At 40.9% G+C, this 21,250-nt stretch carries 22 protein-coding genes; 9 read left to right on the top strand and 13 right to left on the bottom strand.

Going from position 1 to position 21,250, the window contains the following annotated elements:
• Nucleotides 1-4: 4 nt before the first annotated feature.
• The 6 genes from yhaM to EDD68_RS06505 all read right to left on the bottom strand — a co-directional run bounded on the left by yhaM (nucleotide 5) and on the right by EDD68_RS06505 (nucleotide 8,507).
• On the bottom strand, nucleotides 5-961 hold the full coding sequence (yhaM, locus tag EDD68_RS06530; protein WP_132371448.1) for a 3'-5' exoribonuclease YhaM: 957 nt from the start codon (nucleotides 959-961) through the stop codon (nucleotides 5-7).
• 152 nt (nucleotides 962-1,113) lie between these two features.
• Nucleotides 1,114-1,677: a GbsR/MarR family transcriptional regulator gene (locus tag EDD68_RS06525; protein ID WP_132371447.1), complete on the bottom strand. Its 564-nt coding sequence runs from the start codon at nucleotides 1,675-1,677 to the stop codon at nucleotides 1,114-1,116.
• 78 nt (nucleotides 1,678-1,755) lie between these two features.
• Nucleotides 1,756-4,710, bottom strand: a complete 2,955-nt coding sequence (locus EDD68_RS06520; RefSeq protein ID WP_132371446.1) for an ATP-binding protein — start codon at nucleotides 4,708-4,710, stop codon at nucleotides 1,756-1,758.
• A 9-nt stretch (nucleotides 4,711-4,719) separates the two neighbouring features.
• On the bottom strand, nucleotides 4,720-5,952 hold the full coding sequence (locus EDD68_RS06515; protein WP_132371445.1) for a metallophosphoesterase family protein: 1,233 nt from the start codon (nucleotides 5,950-5,952) through the stop codon (nucleotides 4,720-4,722).
• Between the two features lie 406 nt (nucleotides 5,953-6,358).
• Entirely contained in the window at nucleotides 6,359-7,615 is a 1,257-nt protein-coding gene (locus tag EDD68_RS06510; protein WP_132371444.1) for an ABC transporter permease, read from the bottom strand.
• Nucleotides 7,608-8,507, bottom strand: coding sequence for an ABC transporter ATP-binding protein (locus EDD68_RS06505; protein ID WP_132371443.1), 900 nt, complete (start codon nucleotides 8,505-8,507; stop codon nucleotides 7,608-7,610). Before EDD68_RS06505 ends, EDD68_RS06510 begins: the two co-directional genes overlap by 8 nt.
• A gap of 142 nt (nucleotides 8,508-8,649) precedes the next feature.
• On the opposite strand from EDD68_RS06505, the gene EDD68_RS06500 reads away from it, so the two are divergent.
• Nucleotides 8,650-8,835 carry a YhzD family protein gene (locus EDD68_RS06500; RefSeq protein ID WP_132371442.1) on the top strand — a complete coding sequence of 62 codons (186 nt, stop codon included), beginning with the start codon at nucleotides 8,650-8,652 and terminating at the stop codon, nucleotides 8,833-8,835.
• 181 nt (nucleotides 8,836-9,016) lie between these two features.
• Here the strand turns inward: EDD68_RS06500 and EDD68_RS06495 are convergent, their stop codons facing one another.
• The 3 genes from EDD68_RS06495 to EDD68_RS06485 form a co-directional block, all read right to left on the bottom strand.
• Nucleotides 9,017-9,715 carry an enoyl-CoA hydratase-related protein gene (locus tag EDD68_RS06495; protein WP_165902083.1) on the bottom strand — a complete coding sequence of 233 codons (699 nt, stop codon included), beginning with the start codon at nucleotides 9,713-9,715 and terminating at the stop codon, nucleotides 9,017-9,019.
• Between the two features lie 299 nt (nucleotides 9,716-10,014).
• Nucleotides 10,015-10,356, bottom strand: coding sequence for a YlbF/YmcA family competence regulator (locus tag EDD68_RS06490; RefSeq protein ID WP_132371440.1), 342 nt, complete (start codon nucleotides 10,354-10,356; stop codon nucleotides 10,015-10,017).
• Nucleotides 10,357-10,428: 72 nt separating this feature from the next.
• Nucleotides 10,429-11,565: a DUF445 domain-containing protein gene (locus EDD68_RS06485; protein ID WP_132371439.1), complete on the bottom strand. Its 1,137-nt coding sequence runs from the start codon at nucleotides 11,563-11,565 to the stop codon at nucleotides 10,429-10,431.
• A 227-nt stretch (nucleotides 11,566-11,792) separates the two neighbouring features.
• On the opposite strand from EDD68_RS06485, the gene EDD68_RS06480 reads away from it, so the two are divergent.
• Nucleotides 11,793-11,993 (top strand): hypothetical protein, encoded by a 201-nt coding sequence (locus EDD68_RS06480; protein WP_132371438.1) that lies wholly within the window; start codon nucleotides 11,793-11,795, stop codon nucleotides 11,991-11,993.
• Between the two features lie 336 nt (nucleotides 11,994-12,329).
• Here EDD68_RS06480 and EDD68_RS06475 read toward each other — a convergent pair whose 3' ends face one another.
• Nucleotides 12,330-12,605: a metal-sensitive transcriptional regulator gene (locus EDD68_RS06475; protein ID WP_243646775.1), complete on the bottom strand. Its 276-nt coding sequence runs from the start codon at nucleotides 12,603-12,605 to the stop codon at nucleotides 12,330-12,332.
• 165 nt (nucleotides 12,606-12,770) lie between these two features.
• Between EDD68_RS06475 and EDD68_RS06470 the strand changes: the two genes are divergently transcribed.
• The 7 genes from EDD68_RS06470 to EDD68_RS06440 all read left to right on the top strand — a co-directional run bounded on the left by EDD68_RS06470 (nucleotide 12,771) and on the right by EDD68_RS06440 (nucleotide 18,953).
• Complete coding sequence (locus EDD68_RS06470; protein WP_132371437.1) at nucleotides 12,771-13,667, top strand: PucR family transcriptional regulator; 897 nt, start codon at nucleotides 12,771-12,773, stop codon at nucleotides 13,665-13,667.
• A 119-nt stretch (nucleotides 13,668-13,786) separates the two neighbouring features.
• Nucleotides 13,787-14,884, top strand: a complete 1,098-nt coding sequence (locus EDD68_RS06465; RefSeq protein WP_132371436.1) for an ABC transporter ATP-binding protein — start codon at nucleotides 13,787-13,789, stop codon at nucleotides 14,882-14,884.
• Nucleotides 14,885-15,209: 325 nt separating this feature from the next.
• Entirely contained in the window at nucleotides 15,210-15,536 is a 327-nt protein-coding gene (locus EDD68_RS06460; protein WP_132371435.1) for a lmo0954 family membrane protein, read from the top strand.
• A 24-nt stretch (nucleotides 15,537-15,560) separates the two neighbouring features.
• On the top strand, nucleotides 15,561-16,184 hold the full coding sequence (locus EDD68_RS06455) for a PspA/IM30 family protein (protein WP_132371434.1): 624 nt from the start codon (nucleotides 15,561-15,563) through the stop codon (nucleotides 16,182-16,184).
• A gap of 371 nt (nucleotides 16,185-16,555) precedes the next feature.
• Nucleotides 16,556-17,275: a cell wall-active antibiotics response protein LiaF gene (gene liaF, locus EDD68_RS06450; RefSeq protein ID WP_132371433.1), complete on the top strand. Its 720-nt coding sequence runs from the start codon at nucleotides 16,556-16,558 to the stop codon at nucleotides 17,273-17,275.
• Nucleotides 17,272-18,309: a sensor histidine kinase gene (locus tag EDD68_RS06445; RefSeq protein ID WP_243646774.1), complete on the top strand. Its 1,038-nt coding sequence runs from the start codon at nucleotides 17,272-17,274 to the stop codon at nucleotides 18,307-18,309. The genes liaF and EDD68_RS06445 overlap by 4 nt, the downstream gene beginning before the upstream one ends.
• A gap of 5 nt (nucleotides 18,310-18,314) precedes the next feature.
• Nucleotides 18,315-18,953 (top strand): response regulator, encoded by a 639-nt coding sequence (locus EDD68_RS06440; protein ID WP_132371432.1) that lies wholly within the window; start codon nucleotides 18,315-18,317, stop codon nucleotides 18,951-18,953.
• Between the two features lie 17 nt (nucleotides 18,954-18,970).
• Here EDD68_RS06440 and EDD68_RS06435 read toward each other — a convergent pair whose 3' ends face one another.
• From EDD68_RS06435 to fumC, 3 genes are all read right to left on the bottom strand, one after another.
• A complete protein-coding gene (locus tag EDD68_RS06435) occupies nucleotides 18,971-19,159 on the bottom strand; it encodes a hypothetical protein (RefSeq protein WP_341540268.1) in 189 nt (62 codons plus the stop codon).
• 170 nt (nucleotides 19,160-19,329) lie between these two features.
• Entirely contained in the window at nucleotides 19,330-19,545 is a 216-nt protein-coding gene (locus tag EDD68_RS06430) for an alpha/beta-type small acid-soluble spore protein (RefSeq protein ID WP_132371430.1), read from the bottom strand.
• A gap of 174 nt (nucleotides 19,546-19,719) precedes the next feature.
• Nucleotides 19,720-21,114 carry a class II fumarate hydratase gene (gene fumC, locus EDD68_RS06425; protein ID WP_132371429.1) on the bottom strand — a complete coding sequence of 465 codons (1,395 nt, stop codon included), beginning with the start codon at nucleotides 21,112-21,114 and terminating at the stop codon, nucleotides 19,720-19,722.
• Nucleotides 21,115-21,250 lie beyond the last annotated feature (136 nt).

Genomic DNA, 21,250 nt, shown 5'->3' with positions numbered 1-21,250 from the left:
CGCACTAAGAAGATTCATAATCTTGATAAGACGGTTTGTAAAAACTGCGGTTATCCAGTGCAAAAATGCGTTCGGTGAAGTCGCCCGGCCTGGTCTGGGCAAGCGCACGATTCATCATATTCATTTTTGCATCCATTAAATCGATGAGATGCAATATTTCTGCTTCCCGAATCTGCGGAGTTTTGGGACTCCCCCATTCATGTTTTCCATGATGGCTCAGCACCAGATGCTTCAACACCATTACTTCTTCTCCTTCAATACCTAATTCCTCAGCAGCTTTGCCGATCTCCTCTGAGATTATGGATATATGTCCAAGTAATTTTCCTTCAACCGTATAGTTCGGGGTGGCCGCTCCTGATAACTCTTTCAACTTTCCGAGGTCATGTAGAATGATCCCGGCAATTAACAGATCGAGATTTAAGTTCTGGTATATTGATTGGATTTTTTTTGCAAGCTCCAGCATCGTTACGATGTGATGAGCCAGTCCAGATACATACTCATGATGATTTTTCGTAGCTGCCGGATAAATAAACAGATCTTTCTCATATTTTTTTACCAGATACCTTACTATTCGCTGAAGATTGGGGTTTTTCATCTGAAAGATAGCTTCTGTGATATGTTCTTTCAGCTCTTCCACAGGAACAGGGGACTTTTCCAGGAAATCTTCAATTTTCACCCCATCCGCAGCATGGGCCGGGCGGATCTGATGAATTTTCAGCTGGTTTTTCCCCCGAAACTGTCTCACTTCACCAGACACTTTCACAATTGTTTCCTGAACAAATTCTTCTTCATCTTCTTTTGTAATTTCCCATAATTTTGCTTCTATTTCACCGCTGTGATCTTTTAAGATGAGAGTCAAAAATGGTTTTCCATTGCTGGCTATCCCTCTGGTAACTGATTTAATCAGCAGAAAGTCATCAAAGGGCTGTCCGACAGTGACATTTGCTATACCTTTTGACAACGAATTCTCCTCCCCTTTTCAGGCTATGCGAACTCTAGCATTTTTGATGATTAAGAAAACCAATGCGAATACTTTTCAAACGGGAAAATGAAACCCTTGCCAGTAAATCATTCAGCAAGGGTTGTTCATTCATCAGGTGAGAGGGGGTGATTTTATTCTTGTTTGTCGTGATCTCCCCGGGGAATATAATCAAAAATTTTTCCCGATTCTACCACGCGTATAAATTTCATTAACCACTGGTAATAGTTTTTGGCATATTCCAGCCGATCGATATCTTTTTGTATTTTCTCCTTCAGGTTTTCATCATCGGTAATCCGGGCAAGTTTTCCCAGTTCCTCTATGGCCTCATCCGCTTCTTCGATATTGGTTTCTGTATGGTGTCTCCAGCGGTTTCCAAATAAAGAAGTGAAGGATTTATACCAGTCTTCTTCAGATTTGTATAAATCTTTGCGGACTCCTTTTTTATAGGCAGGCTCCACCATCTTCATCTCAGATAAAGCCCTTACTCCTGTAGACATGCTCGTTTTGCTCATTTCCAGTGCATCACGCATATCATCCAGGGTCATCGGTTCATCAGAAAAATATAAGACCCCATACAATCGGCCAACTGAAGCCGTAATCCCATATAGACTCATATTTTTCGCAATGACCTGGATAAATTTTTCGATCGTTTCTTCATATTTATTCCAATCCTGATTCTTCTGTTGATTTGCCACTGGAAACCCTCCATGTGAAAAACACGTACAATTTCTGAATGTTATTGTATCACTATTCCAGCATTTGTGCGAGGTTATTTATAAGGAAAATGTTTGTTTTTCCAGATTTATAATGCTTTTTTCCTCGAATGATGTCAGTTTTGGATCATGGCAGGTAAAATATAAAAGTTGCTGCCTGGATGTAAGCTTATTTAGAATCGCATACATCTCTTCTTCTCTGTACCGGTCAAAATGGACAAAGGCATCATCAATGAGAAAAGGCAAGTTAAAATCTTCATTCAAAACCACACTGAGTGCCAGGCGAAGGGAGACATACAGTTGAGCCGCTGTACCTTCAGACAGCTCCATTACATGAAAACGGACATGATTTCGGTCTTCTACCTCAATGGTTCCAGCTGGTTCGGGCTGATGGACTCTTATATAATTTCCCCTGGTTAACTGTTCAAAAAACAGGGATGTACGCTCTATTACTTCAGGCAAATATTCTTTCTGATAAACCCGTTTTGTTCTGTCTATTAAGGATGATGCCGTTTTCAGCACCGCCCACTGGCGGGCATATTTTTTTAATTCGTTTTTTAGCAGCGAAAGTTCATGGCGCTTTTCCGATAAGGTTTCACTTTCCTCTAACTGTTTTTTTCTGGCGCGAAAATCCGCGATTTCCTGTGAAATCTCCTGGATCTCTTTCGCTAATCTGTCGTGTTCGTCCTGAATGTTTTGACGCCTGTATTCCAGTTCATCCCAATCAATCGTTGCCTTTATCATCTCTGGAGCCTGTCCCTCAAAAACAGCTTGAATCTGGCGGTACCAGTAATCCTGTTTTTCTTTCAGCTTTTGTTTTTCATCATATTTCCTGCCCATTCGCTGAAAATCTTGTTCGTCTTCTACCCCGGCCATATGAAGCAATTGCTGCACTTCCTGTTCATATGGCTTCAGTTTTTGTTTGATTTCTTCTGCCTTTTTTGTCATGGTATTCAAACGCTGCTCTTCTCTGTATATGCTTTCTCTCAAGTTCAATTCATTCCGATATAATGTTAATAGCTGTTTCAGGCATGTCTCCGAATCAGTGGTTACCAGGTTCAGTTGACTTCCCAATTGTGAAATTTTTGTTTGTATCTGATTCAGTTCTTCTTCCAGACGGATGATCTCAGCTTTTTTTTCATCCAGATTTCCTGTGTACCGCTGGATTTTTTCCAGCTCCTGATAAACCGAAGGCCAGTGGCTGACATCGATTCCCTTTAAAAATGGGTACTTTCCCATTTCTTCTTTTATTTGCTGTTTGAAGCGATACCTACGCCGATTTAACGTGTGTTGTTTCCCCTCTAACTGGTTTAGTTCAGCCGTCAGGTTCATCAATCTGGCCTCATGCTGTTCGATTTTCACGGTTATATGTTGATGTTGTTTTCTTTTTTCCTTCAGCACTGTCAGCTCGGTTTCACTGAGGACATCCTTCTCCGAATGTTTCGGGATAACTGTTTTGCCCTGATTTCCTAATTGTTTGACAATCAATCCGAGTACAAAGGAAACGAGCAAGCTAATGAAAAAGAGAGAACTTGTCATAAAAACTCCTGTCTGGGACTCTAATGAAAAAAACAGGAAAACAGAAAGCAGCAAAAATCCCGGTGAAATGGTAATCGCAATTTTCCGGCTCTTATTTAGTTTATCCTGCAACAATTGTACATGTTTAATTTGTTGTTCCTGTTCGTTCATCAATTGTTTTTTTACTTCTTCGGCCCGGTGCATCTCTAATTTTTTTTCGATTTCATTCAATTCCCAGGAAGGGATCATATTTTGTCTAAGAGATGCCAGAGACTCTTCTATATTGGTTTTCTCTCTTTCTAATTGTTCTATATCCTGATCAATCTGTTCAGATTCCTGGAAAAGCTGTTCCCGGGCCCGGCAGATGTCTTTCCATTGATGTTTGGTATATACAGACAGATTCAAAGAATGGATTTCTTCGATGGTAAGGGGTAAACCTGTTAATTCAAGTTCTTTCTCGAGGCTTTTGCGACCGGATTCCCATTCCTTCTTTTTTGTCTCCCATTCCCTTTTCAGTTGCTCATAATCTGATACCATTTGTTCGATATCGGAAAGCTGTTTGAATATGTCATCAGATAATTTCTTTCTCTTATAATCATGGATTTCTTGTTCAGTCTCTTTGATATTTTGTAAAAGACCTCTTAATTCACTGATGAGGGGAAAGGATTGATTCTTAAGGTCACTCAGTCTGCTCAGACCGTTGTGGGGGAAGTTGCTGACATCCTGATAATTAGTTAATTCAGCTGATAAAAGTTTATATTGCTGTATCGCTTCCTTAACTTGCCTGTATGCATTTAAGGTTAGCTGTTCATGCTCCAATTCATCCTTTTTCCGCTGCATTTCATTTGCCCGTTTCACCAGTTCGGAGATGTTCTGGATGATTTCTTGATAGTCCTGCTCCTGCTGTTCGTATTGATTAATCCGGTTTTGCATTTCTTTCATCCTGCGAAGGTGTTCATTAATAATCGGGTTCTTGCCCCTCTTTTTGAACCACTCGCCGCATTTCTTTTCCAGTGACCGCTCCAGCATAAAAATTCGTTCTGAACCGGTCAGTCCTATACCGAATAAAACTTTGCCCAGATCCTCTCCTTTTATTTCACGTATTTTTGCGAGATCCCGGTCACCAAAAGCAAAAATATCTTCATAGGTCTGACGATCCATTCCCTTTAACAGCAGATTTAAATAGGATTCGCCTTCAATCGTTCCATTATCCAGAAAACAACGGACCTCTTTCTGCTCTGCTGTCCGTTCCACGATGACTGTTTTTCCCTGACCCGTCCGGATAAACAGGCGGCCACCCAGGATTTTTCCATGTTTCGGGGCATAAATCTTTTTTTTAGCGGCCGGAAGATCAAATAAAACATAAAGAATAAACTGTTTGATGGACGTCTTCCCTGATTCATTCGGTCCAGTAATTATTTGAAGACTCGATGGAACCTCAAACCATTCATCATTCCATTTCCCAAAGCCATAAATATGTATTTTCTCGATTTTCATGATAATCCCTCATTCTTTCAACAAATCTTCAAGAAGCAATTGTTCCGCATCTTTGAGAATATCCTGTAATTCTTCATCCGTAAATGGGTCCATAAATTTTTTTATGGCTCGATGCTCAGTCAATTCTTCAAGGAATACGGCTGGATCTTCCACCTGATCCATTTGTCTGATTAATTCACCGGTAAAATGTTTTCCCTGTTTTAATTCTTCTCTGTTCCAGGATACCTTTACATCTGGCTCGATCCGTTCCAGCCAGATCCAGTTTCGTTCATCTTCCTCTCCTTCATTGACAAATTCCAGCAATTCATCGACGTCTTTTTCAGTTAAGACCCCGATTTTTTCTGCATCTAGTCTTGCATGAAGTCGAATAATACATTTCCCGTAGGATTGTCTCCAGCGTTCCTTCTCCCGTTCGATCATCTGCTCGAGTCCATCGACAGATTCACATCCTTTAGCATCTAAATGAACGATTTCAAAACGGATTGATTGAACGGGTATGAAGGATAAATCAGCCTTCCTGTCGGTTAATTCGACGAGGTAACCCCCTTTTTCACCCGTCTCTTTCATATGTCGCCCCTGTATATTCCCTGGATAAACTACCGGCGGGTCCTGTCTGAGTACTTCCCGTTTATGGATATGCCCCAGAGCCCAGTAGTCCATTTTTTTATCATCAAAATCCGAAAGGCGGAACGGCGCGTATACATCGTGATCTTCGTTTGATGACAGACTTCCATGAAGGATGCCAATATGAAAAATATCTTTCGTCTGATTAATCCTATACTCCGCAACCTTCGAATCATGAATAGTCCTGTTTTCATAACTGAATCCATATATGTCTGCGAGATGATGTTTTCCATCTTTGATGAATGGAATTTTTCGAACCGTTTCATCGGGAAAGACATGGACGTTGTCCGGCCATTCCACAGTAAAATAGTCTCCTTGAACTGGATCGTGGTTGCCGTGGACAATGAATGCCTGAATGTTATGCTTATGTAACCGTTCCATTTCCTTTTTAAGCTTCATTTGAGCTTTTAAACTCCTGGATTCTGCATCAAACAGATCCCCCGCAATTAGCATGAAATCTACCTGATGTCTAATAGCAGCGTCGATGATTTTGCTGAAAGCCTGAAAGGTGCTATTCTTGACATCCTGAAAAATCGTTTCCGGTAGGCTGGAGAGTCCTTTAAAAGGGCTGTCCAGATGCAAATCAGCCGTATGGATAAATCGAAGAGAATTCCGCATGCGAGAACCCCTTTCCGTAATCAGGAGATATAATCTTATTTTACCAGAACCGAAACACGAATGCACGTTCGTATTACGTTACCTTATCAAATAAAGTGAGAATGGGACAAATTTTTCCTTTTGTCCCAGCTTTCGACCGTTTCCCTGTGTAATGGAAGAAGGTACGTTCCTTCAGAAAATCTGTTTTCACCGGGGAAGCTACATATTTGGGAAAACTTGAATCCTGATGGTCCTTTTTTATAGTTCCATCCGTTTCATAACATTTTACTTGATATACAACTGATTCCTGGATTTCGGCTCGTCCCATCCTGTCATTAGTTATCACATCTCTCAGTTTTCCGATTAAAACATTGAAAAAAACAAAAAGCTGCAGATCTACTCTGCAGCTGGTCAGGTGAAAGGGGATTTAAACATCCTTTTTGGACATCTGTAACGCTTTTTTCAAATCTTTTAAAGAAGTAGAGCGTCCATACATCAAGACGCCGCCTTTGTATACTCTTGCCCCAATCCAGGCGAAAAAGAAAATGGTGGCCATGAGCAACCCGATAGACAGCGCAACTTCCCACAGCGGAATATCAAGCATCCCAACCCTGACAAACATAATAATCGGGGTAAAAAATGGAATAAATGAAGTTGCCACAACGAATGAGGAATCGGGTTCATTCAATCCGAATACGGCAATCATGAAAGCAGCGACGATTAACATAATCATCGGTGTGATTACTTGCTGTGCATCCTCTATACGGGTAACCAGGGACCCGAGCATCGCCGCCAGCATGGCATACAATAAGTATCCAAGTATAAAAAAGACAACGCCGTATATAATGGTTGCAACAGGAATATCACCAAAACCAAAATATTCAAAAAATCCTCCCACCATCTCCGATTGATTCATCTTTAAAGACAGATAGCCTGTAATGATAATTAATCCAAACTGGGTCAGCCCGAGAAGAGCAACACCGGTTATTTTAGCAAACATCTGGGTAATCGGTGACACGCTTGATACAATGATTTCCATAACCCGTGACGATTTTTCAATGGCTACCTGATTGGCTATCATACTGCCATACATGATTACAGCAAAATAGATCAGAAAAATCATAAAATAGACAAGTCCCCGTGCCTGATTTAATTCTTCTTCCGTTTTTGCATTTTCTTTCAGCGCAATTCTTTCAATCGGCACAGGGGTAAACATTTTATTGATAACTTCCTGATCCAGTCCTTCCTGCTCGGTAATGATCCCTGTTTTAATCTGGCTTAATGCCTGTTCAAGCTGGTTGGTAATGCGGTTGTTCGATAAATCCAGAGCATAATAAGAGGCTTTCGGCAGCATTTCCTCATCCGTCTCAATGGTGATGAGGGCCAGATAATCACCGGATTGCACAAGCTCTTTTCCTTCATCAAGACTTCCTTCAAACAGTTTCAATTCCAGATCCTCGTCCAGAGACTCCATCGTATTTATAAGAGGTGCAGCAATCTCTCCAGTTTCATCAATAACAGCGAGCTGTTCTGTCCTGTCATCACCGGTGAACAGTTCAACGATATTTTGAATATTCGCCAGCCCTACAATAAATATCAAGCTGATCACGGTCATAATGATAAATGACTTGCTTTTTAACTGGCTGAAATAAGTATGTTTTAAAATGATAAAAAACTTATTCATAGGATGCACCAACTTTCTCGATAAAGATGTCGTTTAGCGATGGTTCTTCCAGATCAAAAGTACGGACAAATCCTTTTCCACTTATCTCCTTGAAAATCGTCTGGGAAACACCTTCGTTTTCCACCTGAAGTTCGCAGCCCTCAGGCACTTTGCGAAAACGGGTGACACCAGGTATGTCCTGCAAAAATGCAACATCAAAATCAGCGTGAACAATCACATTTTTCTTTCCAAAATCCCTTTTGATCTGTTTTAATGACCCATGCACAACCGGCTTCCCCTGTTGAAGAATGCATAAATGCTCACATAATTCCTCTACATGTTCCATTCGGTGAGAGGAGAATACAATTGTCGTGCCCCGTTCCTTCATTTCAAGTACAGCATTTTTCAGCATCTCTACATTGACCGGATCAAGCCCAGAAAAGGGTTCATCAAGAATCAACAGTTTCGGCTTATGAATAACAGCAGAAATAAATTGGATTTTTTGCTGATTTCCCTTTGATAATTCTTCTACTTTTTTGTCTATATATTCGGGAATTTTGAACCGTTCCAGCCATTGATCAAGTTGACTGAGAACTTCATTCTTTTTCATTCCCCGTAACTGACCGAGATAAATCAACTGGTCTTTGACTGTCAGTTTCGGATATAATCCTCTTTCCTCGGGCAAATAGCCGATGAGATGGCTATGATCGTATCCCGGTGCATTTCCATTCCAGGTAATCTTTCCTTCTGTCGGTCTGAGGAGTCCCAGAATCATGCGAAATGTTGTGGTCTTTCCTGCACCATTTGCTCCTAAAAATCCAAAAATGTCTTTTTCGGGAATCTCAAGGGATAATTGATCCACTGCTGTAAATGTCCCGAAACGTTTCGTTATATGATCAAGAACTAAAGTCATATCTCGCACTCCTTTGAGTTACTTTTAACATCCTATACGTTTTCGTTTTCATAAATGTTTCAAAATCATATTAAAATCTAAAAGATTATTTTATAATAAAAGATAGAAAAGTGAATAGTGGTTCAATTCGGGAGGGATAAAAATGAAAACGTATTATTTGACTGTATTTGAAAAAGACGGAAGCAAGCTGCTTGATGAAACATTTCAGGCCCGTGACGACAACGAAGCCAAACAAAGGGGCATGGAAAAATTAAAAGAAAAAGGTTTCGAAGAACATACCCATAGATGTGCAGCTCCAGAGGGACACATGGTTCTATTTCATCGATAAAATGGCAGCTCGCAGTTATAGACTGTTTTTTCTTTCTTTTAGATTGTAGGCTTCTTCGTTGCCCGCGTTTGGGCCATTACACACTTATCATTAGCAGTCAACCAGGGGCTTTACGAACAGGCTTATAAATGGTTTAACGGCAAAAAGGTGCCCGAAGTCAGCGGGCACCTTTTTTGATCATCTAGGCTTCCATTTTCAAATCCCATTCCCGTTCCTTTCTCAGTTCTTTTTCCAGTTCACGGGCCGTATACGGATGATAAAGCTTTTTGGCTGCAATCATCGCTTCAATAGAGCCCCATTTGTTCAACCGGATATGATCATAGACCTCGTCAATGACAGGGCGGCTCGTTACATCATCAATCAGACTTACCCGAAATGCTTCATCCCCCGATATCTCCCTTTCCTTCCAAATCCATTGACGTGACAGCTGTTCCCCCAGTCTTCTTTTCAGCCAGAACTTACCTCCGCCGATCGGAACATGATTTTTTCGATAAAAGTTCATCGAAAACTGTGCATCTTTATGGGCGATGACGTAATCCGTTGCCAGAGCTAAACTTAAACCAATGCCGAAACACGAACCATGAATGGCCGAAACGATGAATTTCGGCATTAGGTAAAGTTGTTTGATCACTTTTTCAAGCTGATCAAATAAGTTACGTTTGCTGTCCCTTTCCCCCTTTAAAATGGATAATGTGCCTCCGGAACAAAATCCTTTTCCTGACCCGGAAAGAATGATGATGTTTTGATTTTCCTTTTCAAGTTCTTCGACGCGTTCTACCAGTTCATCAATCATGTCATCAGTCAGTGAATTAGTGCAGTTAGGGTAATTGAGCAAAACATGAATGAAACCCTTTTCCTTGTTTACTTCAATATGTCCCATATTCCTCTCCCCCATCAATTGATCAAGACCATTCTTAATCTAACCTGCTGAAACATAACGAAACTCCGGTGCTCAGACCCCTCGGATCAAATTGTCCCCCCTGGTAATCTTCCGGAGTTGCCCAGAAGCCCCCGGGCCTAAAGAGGCGCAGCAGGTTTTCTGCATTATTGAATACATTTCTCGACAAAATTTTGAACTCCTGCCTCTAAAATAAAAAAACTACCGTGATGGCAGTTTTTTTATCATGGGTATGCTGTTTCAAATTATTAACACTTGCTTGCTCAATCAGGGGCCAATCATCATTCTCTGTACAATTCTTCTAACGGCTTCGTAATAATCTGACTAATATCATTGATTAACGTGTTCACCCGCTGTTCCTGCTCCATTAATTTGGAAATTGCCGGGTGCTGCTGAACGAGCTCCACCATTTTTTGGGCTTTTTCTACTTCTTCCTCTGTAATTTGTTGCCCCTGCATCTGTTTTTGTTGTAAATCCAGCTGGGTTTCACGGAAATCATCAAACATGCGTCTAGCTGATTCATCATTCATGACTGCATGATAAGCCTGTTTCAGTCCCTGATATTCATCACTTTCCCTTAACCCTTTTTCCAAATCATGGGCGTAATCGTAAACATTTGCCACAAAGAAAACCTCCTGTACATTTATCCTATTCCCTTCCCACTTTATCAAACATTCATTCACTTGTATAGGCAATCAGCTGATCAGGATGACCACCATCCCCTGAACGAAACCAATAATTCCGCCGATTAGGGCACCTAAATAGGTAATCATTTTAAACTCTCTTCGGGAGATATCCAGAACCATTTGTTCCAGACGAGCCATATCAAAATGTTCCACTTCATTCTGAACAATATCATGGATATGAAGGTTTTTCATAATCTGATCCATCTTATTCGTTATATATGCAACAAACATAGAAATCATATCCGGAATCACCTGATTTTCCAGAATTCCCTGATAAGGTTTGACCACTTGGCGGATTGGAGTATGCAGCCATGTTTTGTACGGAATCTCGTTCACTATTCCTTTCATAATCCGTCGGGATGCATCGGTGATATCAATCCATTCTGCAGTGTCTTTCACTTTTCGGTTTAACAGTTTATCCCATTCCGTTTTGAGAAGACGGCAGACCAGGTTTTGGGCTTTTTCAGACCGCAAATAACCGGAAATAGCCGGCTGAATTTTCTCGGAAAGCCCCTCCTTCCCGAGAAAAGAAGATACCATATTCCCTAAAAAACCCTGACTTGCTAAAAACTCTTCAGCAACTGCACCAATGGCTTCTCTACCTTCATAACTTTTCAGATAAACATCCAGTTGGTGCAATAGATGATGGCTGATCTGCGGTATCATGTTTTCAACTTTATTACTTATTTCTGTCGGAAGTACATCACCCAGTTTTTGTTCCTGAATCACGCGAAAAATGTTTTGCCATTTTCTTTCGAGATAAATCAGACTTTTGTTCTTCAATTTTTCTTCATCAAGGCCCACTTGAAATCGATGGAAAACATCCTGTAAAGTCACACTGGACTGAAGTATTCTGTTCATCTCCCGGACTGTCCAGGATTCCAGCTGTTTCCGAAATGGATGATTTTGAATTTTTCTTTTTACTCCTTCCGGCGTAAGCAGATGATTGACCACTGTCCTTCCTAATTGGCGTGCAAGTTCTTTTTGCCTTTTTGGAATAAGCCCTGGTGTGAATGGCAGGCGAAAACGCCCGATATAGATGACGCGATGCGGGCGAAACAGCATTTTAATCGCCAGTGAATTGGTTAATCCTCCAATAATCGCTCCTATGATCATCATGAAAAACATTAACCCTATTTTCTCCATCGACCTCTACCTTCCTTGTTCCATATGTTTTCCCTGTATTATCATTTCGTTTGACTGCATGATTTTATGTTCGATAAGTCGTATTTAGTATACAACAATCTTACTGTTGAACAAATATCTCCAATTTTACATCATTTCCCTGGCGTAATATGGCGCAACCCCTTTTGAATGGTTCAGATCAAAGAGTGATAACCTAAAGATATATCATGCAAAAAAGGAGGTTAACGATGAGCGACAAAAAAGGACATGAAGAGATGAAGGATTCCAGAGATCAGGCTGAAATTGATGTGGAGCGTATGATCAGTGAAGGGCTTGCGGGAGGAACCGTTAAGCCATCAAACAACCGTGTGCAGATCGAAGAAGCCCGCGACCTGCCAGATCAAGATGAGCCGTTTCCATCTGGAGAAGAAACAAGAAAAGAAAAGTAAACATGCTTCCAAATTATCGGAAAGCTGTCGTTGTTCTTAAAAGACCCAGTCCCCGTGCACCAGTTGACATAGACATAACGGATTAACTGGCATCATTTAGGCGAAAACAAAGGTTTTCCCCATCACGATTTCTGTTTCAGTCAGCATGCCGTACGGTTGAACATCACAAAAAAACATAGCGTCCAGCCGATATCCGTAGATATGGGGACACTTACCCTCACGCTATTCCATAGTGCCCGGGGCTGGACGCTTAATCTGAAAGCCGTGTTTGTCGCTTCTGTTTCAGCCAGACAAAAACACCCTTGCCTTCATTGAGCAAAGGTGATAAACACAATTCTATCTGCTTTTTATAATCATCTGAACCGCTTCTTGAATTAACTCTTCTGCAGAATCCCCTGCTTTATCCTCATTTCGGATACAGGTTTCCAAATTCTTGGCAACGATATATCCGATAGAACGATCGATAGCTGATCGAACAGCGGACAATTGTGTGATCACATCTTTGCATCCCTTTTCTTCTTCCATCATTTTTAAAACGCCCCGAATTTGTCCTTCAATCCGCTTCAGGCGATTTTTGATTTCCGGTGTGTATTGATTCATTTCAAATTCCATCATTTTCACCCCTTCCTGATTATATAAAAACCTTTCCAGAATGACAGTACCCCCATAAGTATATTATACTCCAACTAATGTCTTAAAAAAAGTCGCAGGATGCTATTTTTTGTCATATCTTGTTATAATAGTACATATCAATAAACATTGGGGGTGACCTGGATAATGGTTGTACAAGAACTTAAACATATGTATCCGGACTTAAAAATCCTTTCTTCAAAAGAACAGGTGGATTACGAACAATTCGCCTGGTACAGAACCAACGATGGTGTCATTTTTGGTATACCGAAAGAAGAGCTGTCGGCAAACGAAGAAAGACTGCTGGATGCACTTTTAACCCGTTATGAGATTCAGCGGCCCTTCTTATCTGATCGAGAGAGAGACTGGCATGATTTTATTCATTATGGCCAGCTGCCCCCTTTTGACCATATATTACGATATCGTTTTATATTTTTTCAAATCAAAAAAAATATGGAGCATCATTTTTTCAATGAAGCAGTTCTTGCGTTATTTCCCCAACCAATGCCTGTATTATGGATGTCGGATCATGAAGGAGTCATCATTGAAGAAGTGACAGAGGATTCCCAGGAAATCGCTCGTGTATCAGATGTGATCAACACCTTTATGAGTGATACATATACAGATGTCCGCTTTTATGTCAGTGAGTTTTTTTACGAAATTCAGCATGCTCCTGAATATTTTAAATGGGCAGGACGGGTAGCAGAAAAAGCATTTCGTTCTTCGCAGGAAGCTGTCATTCATTACGTCGATGGGTTTCTCTATCTATTTCTCGATTCCCTGACCAAAGAGGATTGCCGTCAAATGGTAGCTTCTCTATTTGACCATATTAAAGACGACCCCGAACTTTTGCACACCGTTAAGGTCTTTTTAGCATCCAGCTCCAATGCGACCCTTGCTTCGAAAAAACTGTATATGCACCGGAACAGCCTGCAATATCGCATTGAAAAGTTTATTGACAAAACCGGAATTGATATTAAACGTTTTCACGGTGCCCTGGTCACTTATTTAGTCTTGCTGCTTCAAGAGTATTGCAAAGATTAGCACGTGTATTTTATGCACAAAGAACAATAAAAACTTTGTGCATTTATTCCATTTACCTCATTTTATCCGTCCGTTACACTTATAACAAGAATAAAACGCTTACATAGGAGGAAAAATTGATGGCTGAATTGCGTCTTGAGAATATTTATAAAGTGTATGATAAAGATGTGACTGCTGTAAAAGATTTTAACCTGCATATTAAAGATAAAGAGTTTATTGTATTTGTCGGTCCTTCCGGTTGCGGAAAATCCACGACATTAAGGATGATAGCAGGCCTTGAGGAAATCACAAAAGGGGATTTATACATTGACGATCAACGCATGAATGATGTTCCTCCAAAAGACAGGGATATTGCGATGGTTTTCCAGAATTACGCTCTCTACCCCCATATGAATGTCTATGACAACATGGCATTTGGCCTAAAACTTCGTAAGTTTGACAAGGCAGAAATTGACAGACGGGTAAAAGAAGCAGCTAAAATATTAGGTCTTGAAGGATACCTGGACCGCAAGCCAAAGGCCCTTTCCGGAGGTCAGCGCCAGCGTGTCGCACTGGGCCGTGCCATTGTACGGGATGCCAAAGTATTTTTGATGGATGAACCGTTATCTAACCTGGATGCCAAACTCCGTGTACAAATGCGTGCTGAGATCCAGAAGCTTCACCAGCGTCTGAAAACCACAACCATCTATGTCACCCACGATCAGACTGAAGCCATGACCATGGCTACCCGTCTTGTGGTTATGAAAGATGGGATCATCCAGCAAGTTGGTGCGCCAAAAGAGGTGTATGACAAACCGAATAATGTGTTTGTAGGCGGATTTATTGGATCTCCGGCTATGAACTTCCTGAATGGTGTATTGCGTGATGGACATATTGAGATCGGGCAGATCAAAATCAACATTCCAGAAGGAAAAATGAAAACATTGCGGGAAAATGGCTATGTCAACAAAGAAGTCATTCTTGGCATTCGCCCGGAAGACATTCATGATGAACCTGTTTTTCTGGAGTCCAGTGAAGGATCAAAGATCACCGCTAAAATCGAAGTTGCTGAGCTGATGGGATCTGAATCATTCCTGTACTCCACCCTGGAAGGACAGGAATTCATAGCCCGTGTAGACTCCCGATCAGATGTTCAAGGCGGCCAGACGATAGAATTAGCCTTTGATATGAATAAATGCCATTTCTTCGACAAAGACACCGAAGAAAGAATTCAATAAATCCTCCCCTGTGAACCTGTTTGAGGTCATCTCCCCCATTGCCTCAAACAGGTTTTTTTAAAGTTTAGGGGTATGATGATGGTGTCCCGTTTCATAATGTTCTCCTACATATACATCCCCTCCATTATACCGGGTGCCTCTCCTCCTCCAATGAGCGAAATTCCCCTTTCGCCTGTATCGCCAGATCTTATACGTATAAAGGAAAAGAATTCGATTCCCCCATTTCCTCAAAATACGACCTGAGTCTTATATAAAAATATATCTCCGGTTCATTACCTTTACCCCCAGGAACAACTATGATGGAGTCAGAAAGGAGGTCAAGAAAATGAAAAATCTACTTACACTTCTTGTCGTCATTGTCCTGATTCTGGTCACCCTGGCATCAATTGGTCCCATGATTGGTCTGGCTTTAAGCCTGGTATTGATTTATTACGCCACCAGGGAATTTATTAAAACAAGTTCCTTCGGGATGAAAATTTTCTGGGCCATTTTAGGATTCATCGGTCTTGCGATTGCGGCTTCAAACATCCCTGCCCTGGCCGGAATAGCCGCCATTTACATTCTTTACCGAATCTATACAAGCTGGAAAAAGGAAAAGAAAGAGGCCGATGATGCATTTGTCAATTTTGAAAAAGAATGGAATAACTTATAAATCAATTCGAAAGGGGTTTTTCATATGAGTTCTTTGTTGCAAAGAGTAAAAGATACCATTTTAGCCGATTTTCATGAAATACTTGACCAAAAGGAAAAGGAAAATCCAATTGCCCATCTCAATCAATACATCCGGAATTGCGAGAATGAGGCAAAAAAAATTGCCAAACTGGTAGACCGGCACCGGATGTTAAAAAATGAATTTTACCGGGACTGGAAACATGCCGAGCATATGGCCAAAAAACGAAAAGAACAGAGTGACATCGCCAGACAGGCAGAAGAATTTACGCTCCACGAACTTGCAGAAAAAGAACAGCGCCAATATGAAGAACGGGTTGCCCACTTAAAAACAGCTTATGAAAACACAATGAAACAGCTTCAAGAATTAGAAGAGAAATACCATGACATGAAATTAAAATTAAAAGACATACACACCCGCCGACTGGAATTGATGGGGAAAGAAAATGCTGTCAGAATTAAAAATAAAATATCCAGGATTCTGGATGATTCCTACGGTGGAGACACTGACCTCCGTTTTAAAGATATGGAACAGTATATTGAAAATCTAGACGCACACATTTCCAATGCCTATGACCGAAACACACTGGATCAGCGTATTGAACAACTGAAAGCAAACATCAAACAGTAAAAACATACAACAAATGAAAAGAAATAGTGGTAAAATAAGAAAAAACAGCCCGGGGAACCATCCTCCTCCGTACACTGCCCAGGGACTTCATGCGGCAGCAGTGCCTGACTGGTAACGGGATCCTCGGGCGGGACATGTAAGAAGCAACTCTTATCCCAGAGACCACTGAATCCTTCTCGATCGTTTGAAAGTTGGAAGGTTTTAGGGGTTCCTGGTTTCAAAAAAATTTCACAACCGTTAAGGTTGTTGCAGTTTCAAAATTTTACGGTACAACATGTTTGACAGAAACATGTAAAAAATCCGGAACATCTCCCTATTCCTTGTGGGGAGATGTTCTGGATTGCCTGTCTTCCTGTTTTAGGAGGTACAACATGATTAAATGGTTAACAGAACATGCTCAGATCATTGTCGTCATTTTAGGAATAAGCCTTGCCTTTGAAATTCTTTTGAATACCGATTTAATTGTCATGGCTTTGATGGCGGGGTTTTTCCTTTATTATGGCTTAAAAAAGAGAGGGGGAACGACAGGGACAATCCTGTTCATCATAGGGGTGTTTATGTCCTTTGCCACTCTCCTTCACTCTTTTACCCTTCGCATTTTTGCATTTATATTAGTGATCGCTTTCTTCGTCAATTATTCAAGCAGAGATAAAGAAAACGCTGGAGACAGTCAGGGCACCGTTGAAACGGCCGATGAAGCAAAGCAGACAAACGTTCAGACCGCCAGGTTCCAGAACCGAATATTCGGAAATCAGACCTATGACCAGGAAATATTTGATATGGAAGATATAAATATTCAATATGGGTTTGGAGATACCACAATAGACCTGAGTCTTACCATTATTCCACCGGGTGAAACGATTATCATGCTCAGAGGAATAGCAGGGAATATAAAGATATATCTCCCATTTGAAGCGCAATTTTCCATTCACCATTCAGTGGTGGCAGGAAATGTTCATATTCTGGGTGAAGAAAAATCCTGTTTGAATGAAAGCATCCTATATCAGACACCTCATTACGATAATGCCGGAAGAAAAGTAAAAATTCTTACCTCTGCCATTATCGGAAATTTAGAGGTGAGAAACGTATGAGCATAAAGCGTTATTTTATGATTATAATGATCGTATTTACCCTGACACTGATCAGTTTCATGCTGATCACCGTATCATTTTTGTTCGACGAGTTTTCATGGCGCATTCTTTATCAGCAAAAAATTCTTTCCATCCCATCAGGTATCTTTTTAATGATCGTCTCCCTGCTCCTTGCCGTAATAACTGGAGCATTTATGGGTATTACGCTTGTCCAGCAGCTCGAAAAAATCCATTTTACCATCAAAAAAATGGTCAGTGGTCTTCCTGCAGATGATAACGAACAGACCATCATAACCTTTCAAGAGCTGCAGCGAATGAACATTCAGTTAAAGCAACTTCGTAAAACAATCAAGCGACAGGCAGAAAAGGCCCAGCAAATGACTAATCTTAGTCGGGAACAGGAAGAAAAAATTCAGAAGGCAACCCTGATAAAGGAACGAAACCGCCTGGCACGGGAGCTTCATGATTCTGTCAGCCAGCAGCTTTTTGCGGCTTCGATGATGCTTTCAGCCGTAAATGAAAACAAAACCTATTCAGCGGAACAGGCCAGACAGCTACAATTGATCGAAGAAATGGTTGTTCAGGCCCAATCAGAAATGCGTGGTCTATTGCTCCAGCTGCGTCCTGTCCAGCTAAAAGGAATGAAGCTGGTTGAAGGAGTCGAAAATCTTCTGGCAGAACTCTCAGCAAAACAGCCTTTAAATATTTTTTGGAAGATTGATGATATTTCATTAAAAAAAGGGGTGGAACATCACTTATTTCGAATTATTCAGGAATCGATATCAAATACACTCAGACATGCAAGGGCTTCCAGTCTTGAAGTATATCTTCTGAAAAAAGATGGACTTGTTTTTTTAAAAATCATTGATGATGGTGTAGGGTTTCAAATGAATGAAGAAAGATTCGGTTCTTATGGGTTAAAAAGTATAAAAGAACGGGTTGACGAAATTGGCGGTCATCTTAAAATCATCAGTTTTCCAAACAGAGGAACAAGTATTGAAGTGAAAGTTCCAATTCTAGACGAAGGAGTTTGAAGTTCATGATTAGAGTGTTGCTTGTTGATGATCACGAAATGGTTCGTATTGGAGTTGCCGCCTACTTATCCAGTCAAAAAGATATAACCATAGTCGGTGAAGCTGATGATGGCGAAACCGGTGTGGAGAAAGCCCTGTCTCTGAAGCCGGACATTATTCTGATGGATCTTGTCATGAAAGATATGGACGGAATAGAGGCAACGAGACAAATTCTGAAAAAATGGCCCGCTGCCAAAATCATTATAGTCACCAGTTTCCTGGATGATGACAAAGTCTATCCGGCACTGGAAGCCGGTGCGGTAAGTTATCTTTTAAAGACATCAAGGGCAAAGGACATTGCAAAAGCGATCCGGTCAACATATGATGGTCAATCAGTTCTAGAACCCCGCGTAGCATCAAAAATGATGAACAAAATGAGACAGGGAGCAAAACCCCATGAACAGTTAACCACAAGGGAAAAAGAAGTTCTTCTCCTGATTGCAAAGGGAAAAACAAATCAGGAAATTGCGGATGAATTATTTATATCATTAAAGACGGTAAAGGTTCATGTAAGCAATATATTAAGCAAGCTTGAGGTGGAAGACCGGACCAACGCAGCCATTTATGCCTATCAGAATGGAATCATTAAAAAGTCAAAGGACTGAACAGTCATCAATCTTTTTTACCATTTTCCTTTCCGCTCCTGAATCGCAATCTGGATGTCATAGTCACACTGCGGGCAGTGAAACAAGTGTATGCATAAATGACGCCTGGCTGAATCGGCCACACCATCCAACCATTTCATACCTTCATCTTCCATGTACGGACTGTAATCATCAAAAAAATCAATGACCCTTCCCTGATCAGACATTTGCCCCTGACATGAAGGACAAGTTTTTTCAATTGTTTTCATCCCATTACAAAGCGGACAAAGGTACATGACATTTTCCTCCTGAAAATTTTTCCTTATATTAGGCAACTATGTAATTAAAAGGAGGAATCACAAAGATTCCTCCTGAGAAGCCATCACGTATTTTATTGTTACTGTCTAGGCTGCTGTTGTGGCTGACCACTCATTTGCTGCTGTGCCATAGACACAAGACGTTTAGTGATTTCACCACCAACAGAACCATTCGCTCTTGAAGTTGTTTCAGCACCAAGCTGAACGCCAAATTCCTGTGCAATTTCGTACTTCATTTGATCAATTGCCTGTTCTACACCAGGTACTAGCAATTGATTCGTGTTACGTTCTGCCATGTCATATCACCTCCTGTGTAAGCATAGTTTGAGCAGGAGGAAGGAAAGATATAAGATATTTTATATGGTAATTTCAAGAACCGAAGACAATCCTTGACCGCTATATTAGCCTGAACTAGAGGATTTAGATCAAAAAAGGCAAAGCTGAATAAATGCTTTGCCTTTTTTGATCCGTTACTTTTTAGCATTCGGTTTTGTCATTTCTTCAGGTTTGATATATTCCTCAAACTGTTCCTCTGTCAAAAGCCCTGTTTCAAGCGCGGCTTCTTTTAAGGTTATATTTTTCTCATAAGCATATTTGGCGATTTTTGCTGCATTCTCATAGCCAATATGCGGGTTCAATGCGGTAACAAGCATTAATGAATCATTTAAGTATTCGCTGATCTTGTCTTCATTTGGTTCAATACCTACTGCACAGCGATCATTGAAAGAAATCATGCTGTCTGCTAAAAGCTGACAGGACTGCAGGAAATTATAGGCAATGACCGGTTTAAATACATTTAGTTCAAAATTACCCTGGCTCGCAGCAAATCCAATCGTCGCATCATTTCCCATGACCTGGGCGGCCACCATTGTCACAGCTTCACTTTGTGTAGGATTGACTTTTCCAGGCATAATGGAGCTTCCCGGTTCATTAGCCGGGATGGTGATTTCTCCAATGCCGCAGCGCGGACCGCTTGCCAGCCAGCGCACGTCATTGGCAATTTTCATCAGGTCAGCAGCAAGAGCTTTTAAAGCCCCATGGACATGAACCAATTCATCATGACTGGTCAACGCATGAAATTTGTTTGGTGCGGAAATAAATGCTTTACCTGTATACTCGTTAATCTTTTCCACAACTTTTTCAGAAAAGTCAGGGTGGGCATTGAGGCCTGTACCGACTGCTGTTCCTCCAATGGCTAGTTCACGAACGTAATTCAAACTTTCCTTGATCATGGACTCCGTTTTTTCCAGCATGCGATGCCAGCCGCTGATTTCCTGGCCGAGGGTCAGCGGTGTTGCGTCCTGAAGATGGGTACGACCAATTTTGACAATGTTATCATACTCATCTGATTTATCTTTTAATGTCCGCTTTAACATCTGCAAAGACGGAAGTACATGATCTTCCACTTTTAGCAGCGATGCAATATGCATGGCTGTTGGAAACGTATCATTGGAACTCTGTGATTTGTTGACATCATCATTCGGATGCAGACGTACAGAGCTTCCCTTTTCCTCCAGATATTGATTTCCCACAAAGGCGATGACCTCGTTCACATTCATGTTGGACTGGGTTCCGCTTCCTGTTTGCCATACAACAAGAGGAAAATGCTCGTCCAGTTTACCTTCAGTAATTTGATCGGCCGCATATGCAATCGCTTCTGCCTTCTCTTCTTCAAGAAGTCCCAATTCCTGATTGGCTTTTGCTGCACTTTTTTTCAAAATAGCAAATGCTTTCACGATTTCTTTTGGCATTTTTTCATTACCAATTGGAAAATTTTGTTTACTCCGCTGAGTCTGTGCCCCCCAGTACTTATCCGCTGGAACTTTCATTTCTCCTAAAGTATCTTTTTCCATACGATAATCCATCTGAATTCCTCCCTTTCCTATCTCAGCAACCTAGCATAAAATATTCCCTTTTTACAATATCAAATATTTTTTTAAATGCCTACTAAAACAGCAAAAAAATGAGTAAGCATTAGCATTTTAATTCGTGATTGAACCG

Origin of the sequence: Melghiribacillus thermohalophilus, assembly GCF_004342905.1 — a bacterium.
Taxonomy (GTDB): domain Bacteria; phylum Bacillota; class Bacilli; order Bacillales; family Alkalibacillaceae; genus Melghiribacillus; species Melghiribacillus thermohalophilus.
Note: the sequence above shows the minus strand (reverse complement) of the source record. Positions and strands in the feature narration are given on the sequence as shown.